An 18,997-nucleotide genomic window follows, 5' to 3' on the forward strand; every position below is an offset into this window, starting at 1 on the left:
GATGTCAGTACGGGGCCACAGGGGAGAAGTCCCGACAACGGAAGAGGCGGGCGAAGAGCAAAGACAAAGACCGCAGCGAGAGAAGGGGATGGAGGGGGCGGGCGGAGGCTCGGAGGGCGAGCGAGGGAAGGGGGTGGGCGAGGGCTCGGAGGGCGGGCGGGAGCTCGGAGGGCGGTCTGGGGGCCTAGTGGGGGGAAACGGGCAACAGAACCAGCACAAAAGGGACGCTCTTGCGCCCCATTCCCCCCACTAGGCCTCCAGACCCCGCCCTCCGCCGCCTCCTGGGGGGAAAGGGGCTCACCTAACGGGCAAACCGGGCACCCCGACGCCACTTTCCGCACGGCTAGCCCCAGCCTCCCGATCCCGGGCTCGCGCCTCCCCCTCCCGAGCTCGTACCCCCAGCCCAGACCAGCGCTTCCCCCGCCGGGCCCGCACTTCCCAGCCCCAGACCAGCGCTTCCCCCGCCGAGCCCGCACTTCCCAGCCCCGGGCCCGCACCTCCCCCACCGGGCCCGCAACTCCCCCCCGTCGGGCCCGCACTTCCCCTCCAACCCCCTCCCCCTCCCCCCTCCGTCCCTTTCTCTCGCTGCGGTCTTTGTCTTTCGGCTTTGCCCTTCCCCCACCTCTTCCATCACCGGCAGCCACCTCCCTGGGCCCCGTACTGACAGCAATTGGGGAAAGCCAGCCACCGAACACCCGCAGCCAGCAACGAGACAGACGGAGGTCCGCGCAACCACCCACCCCCACCAGCCACGCAATCAGGCAGTTGATCAGTTGCCCCTACCCCCACACGACAGCACCGCCGAGACCCGCAGTCGCGCCCGCCGGCCAGGCCAGGCCAGGCCAGGCCGCAGCGAACTCGGCGCCGCCCAGCTCGTTGACCAGCCCGGCACAGAGAGGAGGTGCGATGGTCAGCTCGTCGCATGTTGGTGATCGCGTCCCAGGGCAAGAAGGACGAGGCCAAGCGCCGCAGCGATGCTCGCCCAGCTCACCGAGTCGGGTCTCGTTGACGCCGGTGCACAGAAGATCTGGAGGGAACTGGTAACGGGATCCCCCTCCTGAACGAGGGGGCTTTCAGCCTCCTGGCTGAGGGCCGCCGTTTCCAGCACCAGCCAACAAGTACGTGGGAGGTGAACCAAGTTGGCTACGTTTCGCGTACGACAGAAGACCGACCGGGCTGTGCTTCACCAGCAGCTCGCTCTCGAATTCGAGTCAGCAGACACCCCTCGGATCGGGGACGAAACGGGGCTCGAAGACCGCAGTGCGGTACCGGGCGCGGAACATGTGCGAGGTGAGATCCCTGCCGCTTCACCCGGCGGCGGGGGCGTCACCCCCGAGCCCTGCGTGGCCGGGGAGGAGGCACGTGAGTGCCACCCTTACGTGTTCGTACTCGACAAGAACGGGCACCCGTTGCAGCCCACCAGCCCGGCACGGGCCAGGAAGCTCCTCAACAAGGGACGGGCTGTGGTTCACCGGCACACCCCGTTCGTGATCCGCCTCAAGGACCGCACGCTCGAACTGTCGGAGGTGGACGGGGTGGAATTGGGCATCGACCCCGGCTCGAAGCACACCGGGATCGCCGTGTTCACCCACGTGGCCGGGGAGCGCCGGGGCCGGTACGCGATCCAGCTCGACCACCGGGGCACGACGATCCGCAAGAAGCTGGAGCAGCGGGCCGCCTACCGCCGGGGACGCCGGACTCGCAACCTGCGTTACCGGGCGCCTCGCTTCTCCAACCGGACGAGGCCGAAGGGTTGGCTCGCTCCGTCTCTGCGTCACCGGGTGGTGACCACCCTGTCGTGGACCTCGCGCCTGGCCCGCTGGGCCCCGGTGCGGGCGGCACAGGTGGAGCGAGTCGCGTTCGACACCCACGCCCTCAGCGCCGACGGGCCGTTGGAAGGGGCCGAGTACCAGCACGGCACCCTGCACGGCATGGAGGTGCGCGAGTACCTGCTGGCCAAGTTCGGCCGGGCCTGCATCTACTGCGGCGTCACCGGCGTGCCCCTCAACATCGACCACGTCCACCCGAGGTCGAAGGGCGGCTCGGACCGAGTCTCCAACCTCGTCCTGGCCTGCATCCCCTGCAACGAGACCAAGGCGAACCGGCCGGTAGAAGAGTTCGCGCCGCATCGGGCCGCCGACATCCTCAAGCGGGCCAAAGCCCCGCTGCGGGACGCCGCGGCTGTCAACTCCACCAGGTGGGTCCTGTGGCAGGCCCTCGGCGACATGCTGCCCACCCACACCGCCTCGGGCGGGCGAACCAAATGGAACCGCACCCGCACCCACCTGCCCAAGACCCACACCCTGGATGCCCTCGCCGTGGGCACGCTCGACACCATCACCGAGATCGTCACCACCGTGCTGGTCGTCGGTTGCACTGGGCGCGGCACTCATACCCGCACCCGGCCGAACCAGCACGGCTTCCCCCGGCTGCGGATGCCGAGGCAGAAGCAGTTCTTCGGCTACCAGACCGGCGACCTTGCCCGAGCCGTCGTCCCCATCGGGAAGAAGGCCGGGACCTACACCGGCCGGATCGCCGTCCGCTCCACCGGCAGGTTCAATATCACCACCGCCCACGGCACCGTCCAAGGCATCCGGCACACACGCTTCCGCCTGCTCCAACGCGCAGACGGCTACGCCTACGCCACCCAACCCGAAGGCCTCAGCACAGACCACGGCTAGCAGACATCGGCCCGTCCAGAGGGCGAATCGCCTTTCCCTGCCCCGCCATGAGGGAGCTTCGTTTCCTCTCCCAGTTAAGGCAGGGAGTATCCACAAAGGACATCCGAATGACGTCCGTGAACTACTTCTTCCGGCACCCGATGGCCTTGAAGGTGCGCGAGGAAGGCCGCGAGGAAGGCCGGGCACAGGCCCGAGCCGAGATGATCCTGGAGATCCTCGATTGGCGGGACATCCCCGTACCGCCCTCCGTCCGCGACCGCGTCCTGGCCTGCACGGACCTCGACCAGCTCCACGCCTGGGCCAAGCGAGCCGTCCAGGTCGACAACGCGGAAGACCTGTTCGTCCCCGGCGCCGCCTGACCCCACTCGGCATCGGCACCGCGGGCGTCTCCGCCGGGCTCAGCGACTCCGGTGCACCAGCCGGCCGCCGATCACCGTGGCCACGCAGGTCGAGGCCCCGCGTCGGACCAGATCGGCGCGGTCCTCGACGTCGAACACGGCGAACCGGGCGGGTCCGCCGACTGCCAACTGAGGTAGCAGCACCAGTGGCTTCGGGGAGAACGACACCGGGCCGGGCAGCCGCTGCGGCCGTCCGGCGAAGGCGAGCCCGACCCCTCGGGCCGCATCGAGCGCCGCCTTCGACCGCAGCTCACCGGCGATCGCGACCGTGCCGTGCGCAAGCAGCCGCTGCACACCGCGGCGCGCGCTCGGGCCGAGCCGGGCCGGTTCGGCGGCGAAGAGCTCCCGCGCCCGCTGCCCGCCGATCGGCACGTTGCCGAACTCGTCGGCCTCGCGCGGGTCCGGGTGGTACGTCGACTCGAGGATCTCCGGTCCGTACGGATTGAGCAGACCGGGAGTCAATACACCGGGCCAGCGCCGCACCCGGGCGGAGGGGTGTGCGGCGGCCAGCTCCTCGTACGGCCCGAGGGCCGCGACAGTGTCGCCTTCGACGAGGACCGAGCCCTCGTCAGTGGCGTGAATAGTCAGCAAGGCAGGCTCAGTTGGAGGCCAGGAGCTTCAGCTCCGGGTGGGCCGTGCCGCCCTCGATCGCGATGGATGAAATGTGCGAGGCGACGCGGTCGTCCACCGGATCGTTCGCCGGGTCGTCGTGCACCACCAGGTGCTCGTACGTCGTCGCGCGCTGCGCCGGGACGCGGTCCGCCGTGCGGATCATTTCGATCATCTCGCGGAGGTTCGAGCGGTGCTTGGCGCCGGCCGACGAGACGACGTTCTCCTCCAGCATCACCGAGCCGAGGTCGTCCGCGCCGTAGTGCAGGGTCAGCTGGCCGGCGTCCTTGCCGGTGGTCAGCCAGGAGCCCTGGATGTGCGCGACGTTGTCGAGGAAGAGGCGGGCGATCGCGATCATGCGCAGGTACTCGAAGATCGTCGCCTGGGTGCGGCCCTTGAGGTGGTTGTTCTCGGGCTGGTACGTGTACGGGATGAAGGCCCGGAAGCCCCCGGTCCGGTCCTGTACGTCGCGGATCATGCGCAGGTGCTCGATGCGCTCGGCGTTGGTCTCGCCCGTGCCCATCAGCATGGTCGACGTGGACTCGACCCCGAGCCCGTGCGCCAGCTCCATGATCTCCAGCCAGCGCTCGCCCGACTCCTTGAGCGGGGCGATCGCCTTGCGGGGACGGGCGGGCAGCAGTTCGGCGCCCGCGCCCGCGAAGGAGTCGAGGCCGGCGGCGTGGATGCGCTGGATGGCGTCCTCGGCGGAGACCTTCGAGATGCGGGCCATGTGCTCGACCTCGGACGCGCCGAGGGAGTGGATGACCAGCTGGGGGAAGTTCTGCTTGATCGCCGCGAAGTGCTCTTCGTAGTACTCGACGCCGAAGTCCGGGTGGTGGCCGCCCTGGAACATCACCTGGGTGCCGCCCAGCTCGACGGTCTCCGCGCAGCGGCGCAGGATGTCGTCGAGGTCGCGGGTCCAGCCCTTCTTGGTGTCCTTGGGGGCCGCGTAGAAGGCACAGAACTTGCAGGCCGTGACGCACACGTTGGTGTAGTTGATGTTGCGCTCGATGATGTACGTCGCGATGTGCTCCGTACCGGCGTACCGGCGCTTGCGGACGGTGTCGGCGGCGGCGCCGAGCGCGTGCAGCGGGGCGTGGCGGTAGAGGTCGAGCGCCTCTTCCGGTGTGATCCGGCCACCCTCGGCGGCGCGGTCCAGGACGGACTGAAGGTCGGCCTTCTCGGTCACCGGGATGTCCTTTTCGGCAGGCTGTGGGCGGGCGTCTTCAGCGTACGCCAGGGCCCCGGGCGGCCCGCCGGGGCACCCGGCCCCGGACGGGGAGGGCTCAGGACTCGGGCAGGTCCACCAGGCGGACCGTGCTGAGGATCTGCCGGACGGTCGCGCCCGGGACCTCGCCCTTCTCGCCCTTCACCCCGGTGTAGGTCCAGGACACGAAGTCGCCGTCGGCGTTCTCGAAGGTGAACGTGGTGGCCGTGCCGTCGGTGGCGCACTTCGCGTTCTTCTTGGCCTTCTTCGCGCCGTCCGAGGATGCCGTGACGAGGCTGCCGTTGAGGCCGGACTTGGTGACGTACGACTCGGCCTCGCCGGTCCTGATGTTCTTCCTGTCCGGTTGGGCGTACGCGCCGAAGACCCAGGTCTCCGCGTTGTCACGGGCCGCCTGCTTGAGGGTCACTGCACCCTTCTCGCGCCGCGAGCCGACCGAGCCGAGCGGGGTGAAGCCGTCGGCGGTCGTGCACCACTCCTCGTTGAGGACGGCCACGCCCATGAAGCCGACCAGCGGTGTCTCCTCCTCGTCGCGGGCGTCCGCGACGTAGGTGGACCAGGTCGGGGCCTTGAGCTTCCAGTCCTTGGGCACGTCGTAGGCCATGCCCGTCTTGGGGTTCACCACGACCTGCCAGCCGGCGATCACCGGCTTGAGGTCGTCGGCGTCGCGCGGGTTGTCCTCGGAGGGCTTGGCCGAAGTCGCGGTGGAGGTCGGCGTGGGCTTGGCGTCGTCCTTCTTGTCCTTGTCGCCGCCGAGCACGAGATAGCCGGTGACGCCCGCGCCGATGACGACGGCCGCGGCCGCGACCACGGCGATGACCGTCGTGTTCCTACGTCGCCCGGGACCGCCCGGACCGCCGGGCGGGGGCACCTGCCCGCCGGCCGGCGCGGTGGGCGCCGACCAGGAGGCCTGCCCCGCCTGCTGATAGCCGGGCTGCAGATACGGGTTGGGTTCCTGCCCCTGCTCGCTCATGGCCAGCACCCTAGAGGTGCCCGGGGCCGGACGAAACCGCCGGGTCAGGTGAGGCAGGAGAGGCCGGTCACTTGAGGCGGGAGAGCCGCGCCTCCGGATTGCCGCCCTCCGGATTGTCCGAGCTGTACTGGAGGTCGTCGCCGACCGGGCGGAGCGTCACGGGGTGGTCGCCCTTGGTGCAGCGGTCGTCGTCCGGGTCCTTGGGGCGTCCCGTCGCGAGGATCTGCTTGTCGGAGGCCTCCTTCAGGATGAGGACGTCCGCGCAGAGGTCGTTGCCGAGCAGGTCGGTCTGGTTGATCGTGCCGAACTGTTCGCCCGGCTTCGCCTGCTTGATGGTGACCTTGAGCGTGCCGCCCGGCAGCGAGCCGCCCAGGGCTTTGACATCGCCCTCCCAAGTGCCCAGATAGCGCTGGGGAATCGCCTTCGGGGCTGTATCGGCAGGCGGTTGATTCCCGGCGCCCTTCGAGGTGTCCCCGTCGCCCGTCATCAGCCCGAGTACGAAATACGAGCCGACGGTGACCGCGGCGAGCGCCCCGGCGACCGCGAGGGCCACGGTGCAACTGACGCGCCGCCCCCGGCCGTTCTCGGTCTGCGAGGTGGTCGCGGCGACCGAGACGGAGAGCTTGCCCGGTCCGGGCGTGGTGTCGGCGGGCCCGGACGTGCGGGGCGCGGGGACCACCGCGTCGGAGGGCTCCGCGGGGCCCGAGGCGGAAACGGAGCCCGGGGCAGCAGCGGGCCCCGAGGCAGAAGCAGGCGACACGGGCGCCCCGTACGAGGGATCCGGCGGCCCGAACCCCGGCGTCACCGCACCCCCGGACCCCGCCGGCGCCCCCACCGAAGGACTGCTGAACGCCACCGGCCCCGAACCCCCATGAGCCGCAGCCGCCCCCGTCTCCCCCGCGTCCAGGTCGAGCAGCCGCACCGCGCTCCGGCTGACCTGCTCGACCAGCGGGCCCGGCAGCCACCCGGCGGCCGCGAGCGAGGCGGCGCCCTGGGGCGCGAGCCGCCGGGCGATCTCGGCGGGCTTCGGCCGCGCGCCCGGGTCCTTGGTGAGGCAGGCGCTCACCACGTCGCGCAAGTCGCCCTCGGGGAGCGTGATTTCGGGCTCCCCGTGGACGACCTTGTAGAGCAGCGCCGCCGAGGAGTCCCCGCTGAACGGCGAATGCCCGGTGGCCGCGTACGCCAGGACCGCGCCCAGCGAGAAGACGTCGGAGGCGCCCGTGACGCCCTTGCCGAGGATCTGCTCGGGCGCCATGTAGCCGGGCGAGCCGATGGAGACGCCGGTCGAGGTGAGCGAGGCGGTGCCGTCCGTGGCCCGGGCGATACCGAAGTCGATGAGGCGCGGCCCGTCCAGGGTGAGCAGCACGTTGGACGGCTTCACGTCGCGGTGGACGAGCCCGAGCGCGTGGACGGCCGCAAGCGACTCGGCGAGGCCCGCACCGAGGACGCGTACCGAATGGTCGGGAAGGGACGGCAGCGACCCGCGCTCGCCCACCGCCTGGGACAGCGAGGGCCCCGCCACGTACCCGGTCGCGACCCACGGCACCGAGGCCTCCGGATCCGCGTCGAGCACCGGCGCCGTCCACGCCCCGCCGACCCGGCGGGCCGCCTCGACCTCGCGGCGGAAGCGGGCCCGGAACTCCTCGTCCAGGGCGAAGTGCGGATGCACCACCTTGATCGCGACCGTGCGCCCGCCCGCGTTGCGGCCCAGATAGACGCGGCCCATCCCGCCCGCGCCCAGCCGCCCGAGCAGCCGGTAGGGGCCGATGACCGTGGGCTCACCGGCCTCCAGCGGCTGCATGGCCTTGTCCGGCAACGGCTGCACGGCGTTCGCCTCCCCCTCAGAGCTGCGCCTGGCCACCGAGCTTCCACCCGGCGGGCACGCTGTCCAAAAGCGTACGGCCCAGGGCGGCCGCGAAGTGGCCAGGATCACTTCACCTCGGACGGTCCGGGCGGGAACCCGGACCCACCCCATTCCCCTCTACATGTCCGGAATGCCCGCACTTCGCATTCCGCCCACCGCTCGTCCCCTGCCCAGGCATTCCTGCCCCAGCCCTCCCCGGAGTCACCGATGAAACGCCCCTCCAAGACCCTGATCGCGGCCCTCGCCCTCGGCTCGGCCCTGGCGATGGCGGGCTGCTCCAACCAAGGCGACCCGGTGAGCTTCGGCGGACCGACCCAGCAGGGCAAGGCGAACCCGAAGTCCGACAGCCAGGTCCAGTTGCCGTCCAACCCGCGCAACTGGGAGACCCAGCGGACCCTGGCCAACGGCACGACGATCGGCAAGACCAGGCTCGACGGCAAGAAGTCCGGCTTCTCCGGCGACGTATGGGTGTGGGCGCCCAAGCAGTACTTCCAGGACGAGTACAAGGACAGCGCGTTCCCGGTCCTGATGGCGCTGCCCGGCTCCAACGGCTTCCCCACCAACTACTGGATGGGCGGCGACCTCAAGCTGCAGGAGAACATCCAGGAGATGGCGGACAGCGGCAAGAGCCTGCCGTTCATCGTGGTCATGCCGGTGCTCAACCCGAACAAGGACTACTACTACGACGGCTCCGACATCCCGAACCAGCCGAAGATGGGCACCTGGATCTCGGACGACGTGCCGGACCTGGTCCGGGAGAACTTCCGCACCTTCAAGTCCCGTGACGGCTGGGGCTTCTTCGGCTCCTCCTCCGGCGGCTACGTCGGCATGAAGACGGTCCTGCAGCACCCGGAAAAGTTCCGCGCGGCCATCGCGGGCGGCCCCGACACCCGCCCCGACTCCCCGCTGTGGAAGGGCCACGAGAAGGAGAAGCAGGCCAACAACCCGGAGAAGCTCGCCGCCGACCTGATCAAGAAGGGCGGCCCCAAGGTGAACCTGTCGATCATGATGGGCACCAAGGAGAGCGGCCAGGCCAACATCAAGAAGTTCATGGACAAGCTCAACAAGGGCCCCATCGACATGCAGTTGCACTGGATCAAGGACGGCACGCACAGCGGCCGCCTGTACGCCAAGGCCCTGGGCGACGGCCCGTTGGAGTGGCTGAGCAAGCACATGCTGGCGCCGACCCCGAGCAAGTAGCTCACCCCATACCTGCGGCCTCGAGGGAACCCTGACCCCCTCGGGGCCGCAGTACGTCCCACGCGCTCAGGGCGCTCAAGGCGCCAGCAGATCCACCCGCACATCCGGCGCGAACCCGGTCGTCGCCCCGACCCGGCGGGCGAACTCCCGCACCCCGGCGAGCTGTTCAGGACCGAAGCGGAAGTCGAGCGTGGTGAAGTACCGCTCCAGGACACCTGCGTCGAAGCTCTCCCAGCGCGCCGCCTGCTCCGCGACCTTGGCGACCTCTTCGAGGGACACGTCGCGGGAGGCCAGGAAGGCCTCGTGCACCTGCCGTACGACGTGCGGCTCGCGCTCCAGGTAGTCGCGCCGGGCGGCCCACACCGCGAAGACGAACGGCAGGCCCGTCCAGTCCTTCCACATCTGGCCCAGGTCGTGCACCTCGAGCCCGAGCTGCGGCCCGTCGTGCAGATTGGCCCGCAGCGCCGCGTCCCCGATCAGCACGGCGGCGTCCGCCTCGCGCATCATGAGGCCGAGGTCGGGCGGACATGTGTAGTAGTCGGGCTCGACGCCGATGTGCTCCGAGAGCAGCAGCTGCGCCAGACGTACGGACGTCCGCGAGGTCGACCCGAGGGCGACCCGTGCCCTGTCCAGCTGGTCGAGGGGCAGCTGGGACACGATCACGCACGACATCACCGGGCCGTCGCAGCCCACCGCGATGTCGGGCAGCGCGACCAGCTGGTCGGCGTGCTTGAGGAATTCCACGAGGGTGATCGGGGCGATGTCGAGCTCGCCCCGCACCAGCTGCTCACTGAGCTTCTCCGGGGTGTCCTTCGAAAGCTCCAGGTCGAGCAGGGTTCCGGTCCGTGCGAGCCCCCAGTAGAGGGGCAGGCAGTTCAGAAACTGGATGTGTCCGACGCGTGGCCGGCTGCGGGGAGAATTGTCCACATCGCGAGGCTAGCCCCCGAGCGATACGGTGCGGCCTCTGGGGCACCCGAAGGACCCGTTCGACGGCCGTTTCAAAGAGCGCCCCAGGGGACCCTGTCAAGACCTCACACCCCAGTCGCGACAAGGCCCGTCAACCCTTCGGGGACCTCGCTCAAACATCCGGGTGACGTGATCTTGCCCCCTATCCTTTCCGGCAGGCTGCGTGCTAGGCTCGCCGCAAGTTGCAGTTTGGTTTCCCTTGCAGTACAGAGCCTGCGGAGCATGTAACCGCGGGCTCTCGTCGTTTTCAGACTTTCCTGGTTGTGCTTGACACGCGTGGGGTTCTGGAGCAGGGACACCCTTTGGCCCATAGGAGGGCTTTATGGCTACCGGAACCGTGAAGTGGTTCAACGCTGAAAAGGGCTTTGGCTTCATTGCCCAGGAAGGCGGCGGCCCGGATGTCTTCGTCCACTACTCCGCGATCAACGCGTCTGGCTTCCGCTCCCTCGAGGAGAACCAGGCCGTGAGCTTCGACGTCACGCAGGGCCCCAAGGGCCCGCAGGCCGAGAACGTCACCCCGGTCTGATCTCGGACCATCGCTCTTGATCCGGAACGCCTGACCCCACGGGTCGGGCACGGATAGCACCACCCAAGGAGCCCTGCTCCCGCTTCGGCGGGAAGCGGGGCTTCTGCCTTTTCGCTTGCCGCTTCCCCACGCGCACCTTGCCGCTCCCCCACCCGCACCTTGCCGCTCCCCTACGCGTACTCCGGGGCCGCGCTACGGGAGTGCGCATCCGCTGTCCTGGCCTGCTGCGCCGCCGCCAGGATCTGGGCGGCGATGCGGTCTGCCCGGGGCTCCCGGCCGAGCCACTTGGCCATATTGGTCTTCGCCATCGCGACACAGATCAGCCGCCGGTCACCGGCCCGGACGGTGAGACCGGTCCAGCCGGCCCGCACCTCGGTGAGCTCGCGCAGCGGCAGGCCCCGGGAGCGCAGCAGTCCCCGCACGACGACCTGGTCCTCCGTGACAGCCACCCGGCTGCGGAACACAAGGCCGAGGACGGCGAGATACCCGGCCGCCCAGCACGCCGTCTCCAACGGACCGGTGTCACCCAGCACATCGCCGACAAGGAGCACGCCCAAGAGCACGGCGCACAGCGCCCTTTCACTGCCGCCGACCCCCCATTCCCTGCGGGTGATCCGGCGGGGCGACTGGTGGGCCTGCATGGTGGGGCTGCCTTCCTCGTACGGGGGACGCGGAGGCGTCCATAAAGGAAGCGTAAAGGCGCGGGTCGTGGCATGACCGGGTCCAAGGCCCTTGGCACGGAAGGACCTTGGACCTTCGATTGCCGCCCAATGGAGGCGAACCGAGAGGTGGGCCTTTCCTACCGTTGGCCCTGAGGTGTATCGAAAGGACCCCCACACCATGGCCAACGCCAAGACCAGCAGGAAGAACGAGCAGCGGGCGGCCCGTGAGCGGCTGCGCGCCGAGCGGGAGGCCCAGGCCCGCAAGGCGAAGCTGCGCGGGCGGCTGCTCGTCGGCGGCGCCGTGGTCGTGGCGCTCGCCGTCGCGGGGAGCGTCGGCTGGTACGTCGCCCGGCCGGACGCCGACGCGGCCGCGGCCGAGAAGCCGCTGATCCAGCCGAAGCACACGAGCGGCACCACCGTCACCTACGGCAAGGCCGACGCGAAGCACACCCTGGACATCTGGCTCGACCCGCGCTGCCCGTACTGCGCGGGAGTCGAGACGGGGCTCGGCAAGACCATGAAGGAGCAGGCCGACGCGGGCACGTACAAGATCGAGTACCACTTCGCGACGTTCCTGGACGGCTCCCTGAAGGGCAAGGGGTCCAAGCGGGCGCTGAACGCGCTCGGCGCGGCCGTGAACGAGAGCCCCGAGAAGTTCATGGACTACCTCGGGGTGCTGTACGCCAACCACCCGGAAAAGGAGACCGACGACAAGTTCGGCTCCACCGCGACGCTGCTCGAACTCGCGGACCAGGTGGACGGGTTGCGGACCCCCGCCTTCAACCAGGCTGTGAAGGAACTCACGTACATGCCCTGGGTGGAGAAGGTGTCCAAGGAGTTCTACAACCAGAACAAGACCGGAACGCCGGAAGTGAGCCTTGACGGAAAGAAGCTGGATGTCCTTTCCGGCAAGGGAATTGACTCCATCTCGCCGGACGCGTTCAAGAAGCTGGTGGCCGATCAGTTGAAGGGCTGAGTTTCCCGGATCTTTGCCGACTCTTCACTCGGCGGGCGTGCAGTTGGATTCCCCACTGCACGCCCGTCGCTATTTGTGCGTGGCGTCACAGATAACTCTCAGACTCATCGTGCATGCTGCGCGGCAGGCAATCGCGAAGAGGAGAGGTGAGTGCGCAATGGCGGCGAACAAGGCCGGACGACTGCGCGTCCTGCTCGCGGTGGGCGCGCTGGTGTCGTGTGTCGTGGCCTTCGACGTGGGTGCCGGGACCACACAGACGGACGGTGTCTCCCTCGTGGAGGCCGAGGGCGCGCCCGCGTCGGACGCTCCGGCCAAGGTGGGCGCCCTGTTCAGCAACGATCTGGACGGCGGGCACTTCTGCACCGCGTCCGTCGTGCACAGCGAGGGCCGGAACCTGATCGTCACGGCCGCGCACTGTCTGGGGGACGGCGAGGGCGTGGTCTTCGCGCCCGGCTACCACGACGGCGAGGCGCCGTACGGGACCTGGAAGCTGGACAAGGTCTTCCAGGACGCCACGTGGACCGACGACGACCAGGAGAGCGAGGACGCCGACGTCGCCTTCGCCACCCTCGCGCCGAAGGACGGCAAGGAGATCGAGGACGTCACCGGCGCGACCACGCTGGACGCGAGCGGCCGCACCGGCGACAAGGTCACCGTCACCGGCTATCCGAGCTCCGAGGACGCCCCGCGGACCTGCACCAACACCGCCGGCAAGCACAGCGGCACGCAACAGCGCATCGACTGCCCCGACTTCGCCACCGGCACCAGCGGCAGCCCGTGGATCGCGAAGGACGGCAAGCTGGTGGGCATCCTGGGCGGCTATCAGGGGGGCGGCGACGAGGACGACGTGTCGTACAGCATCGTGCTCGGCAAGCTCACGGCCGACCTCTACAAGAAGGCCACGAGCAGTTAGGGGCGACGGGGATCAGGTCTCGTACAGCTCGTCCACCTCCCCCGAGTACCGCTCCACCACCGCCTTGCGGCGGACCTTGAGGCTCGGGGTGAGGAGGCCCGACTCGATGCTGAAGTCCTCGTCCAGGAGCGCGAAGGCGCGGATCCTGGCCGGCCGGGACACCTGCTCGTTGGCCGCCGCCACGGCCTGCCCGACCAGCTCGCGGACCCGGGGGTCACGGGCCAAGGGCTCCTCCAGCCGTACGTTCTCGCGGCCGGCCCAGCCCCGTACCTCCTCCTCGTCCAGCGTGATCAGCGCGACCGGGTAGGGCCTGCGGTCGCCGACCATGACCGCGCGGGAGACGTACCGGGACTGCTGGATGGCGAACTCGACCAGGGACGGGGTGAGGTTCTTGCCGCCCGACGTGATGATGAGGTCCTTCTTGCGGCCGGTGATGAAGAGATAGCCGTCCTCGTCCAGGTGCCCCAAGTCCCCGGTGTGCAGCCAGCCTTCAGCGTCCAGGGCCTCGGCGGTGGCGCCCGGATTGCCCTGGTAGCCGGGGAAGACGTTGGCCCCGCGGGCCAGCACCTCGCCGTCCTCGCCGACGCGGACGTCGCAGCCGGGGATGGGGCGGCCGACCGAGCCGTAGCGCAGGGCGCCCGGGTGGTTGACCGAGATGACGCCGCCGGACTCGGTCATGCCGTAGCCCTCGTAGATCGCGATGCCGCAGGCCCGCAGGAAGGTGAGGGTGTCGGGGGCGATCGGCGCCGCGCCGGTGAGGGCCCACTTGAGGCGGCCGCCGAAGGCCGCGCGCACCAGGGAGAAGAGCCGCTCGTCCGCGCCCTGCCACGCCGTCAGGAGTTCCCCCGTCGGCTCCTCGCCGCGCTCCCGCAGCCCGGCGACCTCGGCCCCGACCCGGACCGCCTCCGCGAACCGTTCGCGGCCGCCCTCCTGCCCCTCGGCGAGCCCGAGCACCACCGAGTGGACCTTCTCGAACAGGCGGGGCACGGACGGCAGATGGGTGGGTTTGGCCTCGGCGAGTTCGCCGACGATGTCCTCGATGCGGCCGCCGTAAAAGGTGAGCGAGGCGCCGAGCAGCAGCATCTTGAACTCGAAGAGCTGGGCCATGGCGTGGGCGAGCGGGAGATAGAGGTACGCGGTGTCGCCGGGGCCGGCCGGGATCTGGTCGTGGGTGCCGTCGCGCACCGCGCCGATGTTGCCGTGGGTGATCTGGCAGCCCTTGGGCAGGCCGGTGGTGCCGGAGGTGTAGATGATGGTGGCCAGGTCGTCGTTCGTACGGGACTCCGCGACCGCCAACAGGTCGTCCAGCGGCGTCTGTTGGGGCAGGTCGAGCAGGGCCAGGTCCTTGCCGGGGGCCGCCTCGCTCATCAGGACCACGTGCCGTACGCCGGGCAGCTCGCCGCGCAGCCGCTCGATCTTCGCGGCCTGGGCGGCGTTCTCGCAGATGACGACGGACGCACCGGAGTCGCCGAGGACCCAGGTCACCTCCTCGTCACCCGCCGTCGGATAGACCGGCACCACGACCGCGCCCGCCGTGAACGTCCCGAAGTGCGCGTACGTCCACTCCGGACGGGTCTCCGCGAGGATCGCCACGCGGTCGTCGGGCCGTACGCCGAGACCGATCAGGCCGCGGCCGACGGAGCGTACGTTCTCCCGGAGTCGGTCGTACGTGACCTCCGCCCAGCCGCCGCCCGGCGTCTTGAAGCGCAGGGCCTGCTCGGCGGCGAAGCGGTCGGCCGCCCACTCCATGAACACGGCGAGCGTGGCGGGCTGGTCGGGCCGCACGGGAGTTTCCGGCTTCGGCTGCATGGCCATGACGCTAGGGACGCCCCACGACGAGCGGGGATGACCGGAAACGTCACCACCGCTGACCTCTGCGCTCACGGGCCCTGTCGCCATGGTCATGTCGCGGCTACCGTCAGTCCTATGGCGAGGCGGACGATCACCGTGCACCACGTGCGGGCCGTGCTGCGCGGTGCGCGGCGGAGCGGCGTGGACACCGTGCCGCTGTTGCAGGCCGCGCAGATACCGCCGCTGCTCCTGGGTGACGACCGGGCGCGGGTCACGCCCGAGCAGTTCGCCCGGCTGTTCCGCGCGCTGTACCGGGCGACGCAGGACGAGTTCCTCGGGCTCGGCCCGGCGCCCAGCAAGCCGGGGACCTTCGCGATGATGTGCCATGCCGCCTTCGGCTGCCGGGATCTGGGCGCGGCCACCGAGCGGGCCGTCACTTTCTACGGGCTGTTCCCCGACGGGCCCGACATGGTCCTCGAACGCGCCCCGGACGAGGCGGTGTTCGCGGTACGCAACGACCTCGCCCGCGACGAGGACCGCTTTCTCACCGAGTGCCTGGTCACCATCTGGCACCGCCTGTCCAGCTGGCTGATCGGCCGCCGCATCCCGCTGCGCTGGGCCGCCTTCGCCTATCCGCCGCCCCCGCACAAGGACGAGTACGAGCAACTCTTCGGCTGCCCCGTGCAGTTCGGGGCCGAGCGGACCGGGGCCGCCTTCGAGCCGCACTGGCTGGACGCGCCGCTCGTCCGGGACGAGGCCGACCTGGCCCGGATGCTGCGCAACGCGCCCTTCGACCTGCTCAGCCGACGGGAGTACGGCACGACGGTCACGGAGCAGGTGCGCCGCGCGCTCGTCCGGGCCCTCGGGGACTCGCCGCGGCTGCCCGCGCTCGGGGAGATCGCAGCTCGGCTCGCGGTGAGCCCGGCGACGCTGCGACGCCGGCTCGCGGCCGAGAGCACGTCGTACCAGCAGCTCAAGGACACGGTCCGGCGGGACGCGGCCATCGCGGGCCTCGCCGAGGGGCGGGAGCCGATCGCGGACCTCGCGGCGCGGCTCGGGTTCTCCGAGGACACCGCGTTCCACCGGGCGTTCCGGCGGTGGACGGGGACGACTCCGGGGGCGTACCGGGTCCAGACCCACGGCGAGCAGCCGCATGAGACACAGAGTCAGCAAAGCTGAGCTTCGCGGTCAGCGCCGAACCTACTCGCCGGTCACTACCTTCCAGGCAACTACCCCTGCCCCACAGGACAGTTGGGAGAGCCGCATGCACATCCGTATGCCGAGACGGCTTGGCGGGGTGATCGCCGCAGTGGCCCTCGCGGCGGCCCTGCCCGCCGTCTCCACCCCCGCACAGGCCGCCGAGGCCCCCCTTGCCACGGCCGCCGACAACCCCGGCGACATCGTCAGCATCGCCGATTCCTCCTTCCACCCCCTCCCCGGCCAGCCCACCAACACCAAGGCCTGGAAGGTCAATTACCGCTCCACCACCGCGCTCGGGAAGCCGAACGTCGTCTCCGGCACGGTGATCGTCCCCCAGGACGGCAGGACCGGGCCCCGCCCCCTGATCACGTACGCGGTCGGCACCGTCGGCCTCGGTGACGGCTGCGCGCCGAGCGCCAACTTCCCCAAGGGGACCGGCCTCGAGGCCAACCTGATCCAGCAGCTCACCTGGCGCGGCTGGGCCGTCGTGGTCACCGACTACGAGGGTCTCGGCACGCCCGGCGACCACACCTACACGGTGGGCCGCTCGGCCGGGCAGTCGATGCTGGACGCGGCCCGCGCCGCCCAGAAGATGCCGGCCGCCGCCCAGTCCGGGCTGAGCAAGGACAGCCCCGTAGGCATCATGGGCTACTCGCAGGGCGGCCAGGCCTCCAGTTGGGCGGCCGAGCTGCACGACACGTACGCGCCCGAGCTCAAGGTGAAGGGCACCGCGACCGGCGGCGTACCGGCCAAGCTCTCCGCGCTCGTGCCGGTGCACGACGGGTCGTACGGCTCGGGGCTGCTGTTCATGGCGGCGTCCGGGCAGAGCGCGGCCTACCCGGAGCTGAAGCTGGACTCGTATCTGAACACCGCGGGCAAGAAGCTGGTCGACTTCTTCCGCACCAACTGCGTGGCGATCGACTCCACGGTCGGCTCGTTCAAGAAGATCTCCGACCTGACGACGACGAACCCGCTGGAAACCCCGGAGTGGAAGCAGCGCCTGAGCGAGTCGGACCTCGGCAGGCACAAGCCCGACCACCCCGTCTACCTCTACCACGCGATCGGCGACGAGCTGATCCCGTACGCACTCGGCAAGGGCCTCAAGGACGACTGGTGCGCCAAGGGCGGGAACGTCCACTGGCGGTCCATCGTGGTCGGCGAGCACGTCTCCGGGGTGATCACGGAGGCGTTCGCGGTCCAGAACTGGCTGGCCGACCGCTTCGCGGGAAAGCCCACGGGCGGCAACTGCTAGGCGCGAGTTGACTTGTGGGGGAAAGGGGGCAGGCGAACCGGGACAAAACACCCGGCTCGCCGCCCCTTTTCCCCCACTTACCCTTCTTCTCAGCTGCCGTCCGCCGCCGAGTCAGCGCCGCCCGAGTCAGCCGCTGTCCGAGCCGTCCGACCCGCACGACGAGCCCGTCCTGGGGAGCGAGCCGTAGAGGAGGAAGTCGTTCACCTTGTTGTGGACGCACTTCGACGAGGAGTAACCCGTGTGGCCCTCGCCCCTGTTGTCGAGCACGACCGCCGAGTCGCCGAGCACGGCCGCCGTCTCGGTCGTCCACTGGTACGGGGTCGCCGGGTCGCCGCGCGTGCCGACGAGCAGGAACTTCGGCGTGTTCACGTCCTTGATCTCGCGGATGTAGTCGGTGCCCTTGGGATAGCCGTAGCAGCTCAGGACGTGCAGCAGGCTCTCCGGACCGAAGATCGGCGAGGCCTCGTAGAACTGCCGCTCCAGCTCCTCGATCTTGGCCTCGTTCTGCAGGTCCTTGGCCGTGGGCCGGTCGGGGTCGTCCGCGCAGTTCACCGCCACCAGGGCGGCCCCGGAGTTGTCCATCGGGATCTCCATCGGCTCCGCCTCCGCCCGGCCGGCGGAGATCGGGGAGACGACCGGAGAGACCGAAGGCAGCAGCGCCCCGTCCGTCGGATCGGTGGGCGGCATCAGGGTGCCGCTGATCCGCATCAGCGACCTCGGGTCGCCGTCCGCGATGAGCGAGGTCAGGGCCTGCGAGAGATAGGGCCACATGCTCCTGCTGTACAGGGCCTTGCCGAGCGAGGCGACCAGGTCGCTGCCGGCGAAGACCTGACCGTCCTCGGTGGTGACGGGGGCCTCGTAGAGCTGGTTGATCACGCGGCGGATGTTCTGCTTGGCGTCCCGCGAGTTGGCACCGAGCGCACAGCCCGCGTTCGACGAGCACCAGGTCACGAAGTTGTCGAGCGCCGTCTGCTGGCCCTCGGCACCGACCAGGGCCTGCTCGGTGAGCGGCTCGGTCAGGGTGTCCACGCCGTCGAGCACCATCCGGCCGACCCGCTTGGGGAATTGGGCGGTGTAGACCGCGCCGAGCCGGGTGCCGTACGAGAAGCCGAGGTAGTTGAGCTTCTTGTCGCCGAGGACGGAACGCAGGACGTCCATGTCCCGCGAGACATTGACCGTGCCCATGTGGTGCAGCACGGGCGGCGAGTGCTTCTCGCACACCTTGTAGCTCTTCTGGAGGAAGGCGAGCAGCTCGTCGAGGTCGAAGCCGCCCTGCGCGTCGGGCACGAGCTGGGGGAGGTCGCTGCCGTCGCCGCAGGTCACCGGGGAGCTGTAGCCGACGCCACGCGGGTCGAAGCCCACCACGTCGTAGCCGTTGGTCAGGTCGCCGAATTCCTTGGCGGCCGACGCGAGCCCCGTGACCGTGCTCTCGCCGGGCCCGCCGAAGTTCAGCAGCACCGAACCGCGGGGCTTGCTCGTGGAGGCCTTGATCCGGTTGACGGCCAGCTTGACGGTGCCCTGGTCCGGGGCCGCGTAGTCGACCGGGACCTCGACCTTGGCGCACTGCATGCCGTCGGTCTCGTCGGGCAGGTCCGTGCACTTACCCCACGTGACCTTCTGCTGGTAGAAGCGGTTCAGGTCCGGCCCGCTGTCTGCAGCGAGCGCGGGTGAACCGGCGCCCAGCAGGGCAAGAGCGGCGGCGCCGGTGATCACACAGCGTGTGCGCATTGGCAACCCTCCAGGAAGGTGCCCCTCGGGCCA

The 18,997-nt window shown here is 70.0% G+C and carries 16 protein-coding genes; 8 read left to right on the forward strand and 8 right to left on the reverse strand.

The genetic code is table 11. The features are described 5' to 3' along the window. Positions 1–1,379: 1,379 nt before the first annotated feature. Both iscB and OG430_RS21550 read left to right on the forward strand, forming a co-directional pair. Positions 1,380–2,681: an RNA-guided endonuclease IscB gene (gene iscB, locus OG430_RS21545; protein ID WP_327354186.1), complete on the forward strand. Its 1,302-nt coding sequence runs from the start codon at positions 1,380–1,382 to the stop codon at positions 2,679–2,681. Between the two features lie 107 nt (positions 2,682–2,788). Continuing rightward, positions 2,789–3,040: a hypothetical protein gene (locus OG430_RS21550; protein WP_327354187.1), complete on the forward strand. Its 252-nt coding sequence runs from the start codon at positions 2,789–2,791 to the stop codon at positions 3,038–3,040. A 39-nt stretch (positions 3,041–3,079) separates the two neighbouring features. Here OG430_RS21550 and OG430_RS21555 read toward each other — a convergent pair whose 3' ends face one another. The 4 genes from OG430_RS21555 to OG430_RS21570 form a co-directional block, all read right to left on the reverse strand. Beyond that, positions 3,080–3,670, reverse strand: a complete 591-nt coding sequence (locus tag OG430_RS21555) for an imidazolonepropionase-like domain-containing protein (RefSeq protein WP_327354188.1) — start codon at positions 3,668–3,670, stop codon at positions 3,080–3,082. Between the two features lie 7 nt (positions 3,671–3,677). Beyond that, entirely contained in the window at positions 3,678–4,877 is a 1,200-nt protein-coding gene (gene mqnC, locus OG430_RS21560; protein WP_327354189.1) for a cyclic dehypoxanthinyl futalosine synthase, read from the reverse strand. Positions 4,878–4,974: 97 nt separating this feature from the next. Then, on the reverse strand, positions 4,975–5,886 hold the full coding sequence (locus OG430_RS21565) for a hypothetical protein (RefSeq protein WP_327354190.1): 912 nt from the start codon (positions 5,884–5,886) through the stop codon (positions 4,975–4,977). 67 nt (positions 5,887–5,953) lie between these two features. Then, on the reverse strand, positions 5,954–7,687 hold the full coding sequence (locus tag OG430_RS21570) for a serine/threonine-protein kinase (protein ID WP_327359180.1): 1,734 nt from the start codon (positions 7,685–7,687) through the stop codon (positions 5,954–5,956). 270 nt (positions 7,688–7,957) lie between these two features. On the opposite strand from OG430_RS21570, the gene OG430_RS21575 reads away from it, so the two are divergent. After that, a complete protein-coding gene (locus tag OG430_RS21575; RefSeq protein WP_327354191.1) occupies positions 7,958–8,950 on the forward strand; it encodes an alpha/beta hydrolase in 993 nt (330 codons plus the stop codon). Between the two features lie 75 nt (positions 8,951–9,025). On the opposite strand, the gene OG430_RS21580 is transcribed toward OG430_RS21575, so the two are convergent. After that, positions 9,026–9,877, reverse strand: a complete 852-nt coding sequence (locus OG430_RS21580; RefSeq protein ID WP_327354192.1) for a menaquinone biosynthetic enzyme MqnA/MqnD family protein — start codon at positions 9,875–9,877, stop codon at positions 9,026–9,028. A 361-nt stretch (positions 9,878–10,238) separates the two neighbouring features. Between OG430_RS21580 and OG430_RS21585 the strand changes: the two genes are divergently transcribed. Then, positions 10,239–10,442, forward strand: a complete 204-nt coding sequence (locus OG430_RS21585) for a cold-shock protein (RefSeq protein WP_003998944.1) — start codon at positions 10,239–10,241, stop codon at positions 10,440–10,442. Between the two features lie 170 nt (positions 10,443–10,612). On the opposite strand, the gene OG430_RS21590 is transcribed toward OG430_RS21585, so the two are convergent. Further along, positions 10,613–11,083, reverse strand: coding sequence for a hypothetical protein (locus tag OG430_RS21590; protein WP_327354193.1), 471 nt, complete (start codon positions 11,081–11,083; stop codon positions 10,613–10,615). A 199-nt stretch (positions 11,084–11,282) separates the two neighbouring features. Here OG430_RS21590 and OG430_RS21595 point away from each other — a divergent pair, with 199 nt between their 5' ends. Next, positions 11,283–12,080 (forward strand): thioredoxin domain-containing protein, encoded by a 798-nt coding sequence (locus OG430_RS21595; protein ID WP_327354194.1) that lies wholly within the window; start codon positions 11,283–11,285, stop codon positions 12,078–12,080. A 157-nt stretch (positions 12,081–12,237) separates the two neighbouring features. Beyond that, complete coding sequence (locus OG430_RS21600) at positions 12,238–12,993, forward strand: trypsin-like serine peptidase (RefSeq protein WP_327354195.1); 756 nt, start codon at positions 12,238–12,240, stop codon at positions 12,991–12,993. Between the two features lie 12 nt (positions 12,994–13,005). Here the strand turns inward: OG430_RS21600 and OG430_RS21605 are convergent, their stop codons facing one another. Continuing rightward, complete coding sequence (locus OG430_RS21605; RefSeq protein ID WP_327354196.1) at positions 13,006–14,802, reverse strand: AMP-dependent synthetase/ligase; 1,797 nt, start codon at positions 14,800–14,802, stop codon at positions 13,006–13,008. 117 nt (positions 14,803–14,919) lie between these two features. Between OG430_RS21605 and OG430_RS21610 the strand changes: the two genes are divergently transcribed. Both OG430_RS21610 and OG430_RS21615 read left to right on the forward strand, forming a co-directional pair. Further along, on the forward strand, positions 14,920–15,963 hold the full coding sequence (locus tag OG430_RS21610) for an AraC family transcriptional regulator (RefSeq protein ID WP_327354197.1): 1,044 nt from the start codon (positions 14,920–14,922) through the stop codon (positions 15,961–15,963). A gap of 85 nt (positions 15,964–16,048) precedes the next feature. Next, positions 16,049–17,236 carry a lipase family protein gene (locus OG430_RS21615; protein ID WP_327354198.1) on the forward strand — a complete coding sequence of 396 codons (1,188 nt, stop codon included), beginning with the start codon at positions 16,049–16,051 and terminating at the stop codon, positions 17,234–17,236. Positions 17,237–17,362: 126 nt separating this feature from the next. On the opposite strand, the gene OG430_RS21620 is transcribed toward OG430_RS21615, so the two are convergent. Continuing rightward, positions 17,363–18,964, reverse strand: a complete 1,602-nt coding sequence (locus OG430_RS21620; protein ID WP_327354199.1) for an alpha/beta hydrolase — start codon at positions 18,962–18,964, stop codon at positions 17,363–17,365. Positions 18,965–18,997: the final 33 nt, after the last annotated feature.

The sequence above is a fragment of the Streptomyces sp. NBC_01304 genome (assembly GCF_035975855.1).
Taxonomy (GTDB): Bacteria; Actinomycetota; Actinomycetes; order Streptomycetales; family Streptomycetaceae; genus Streptomyces.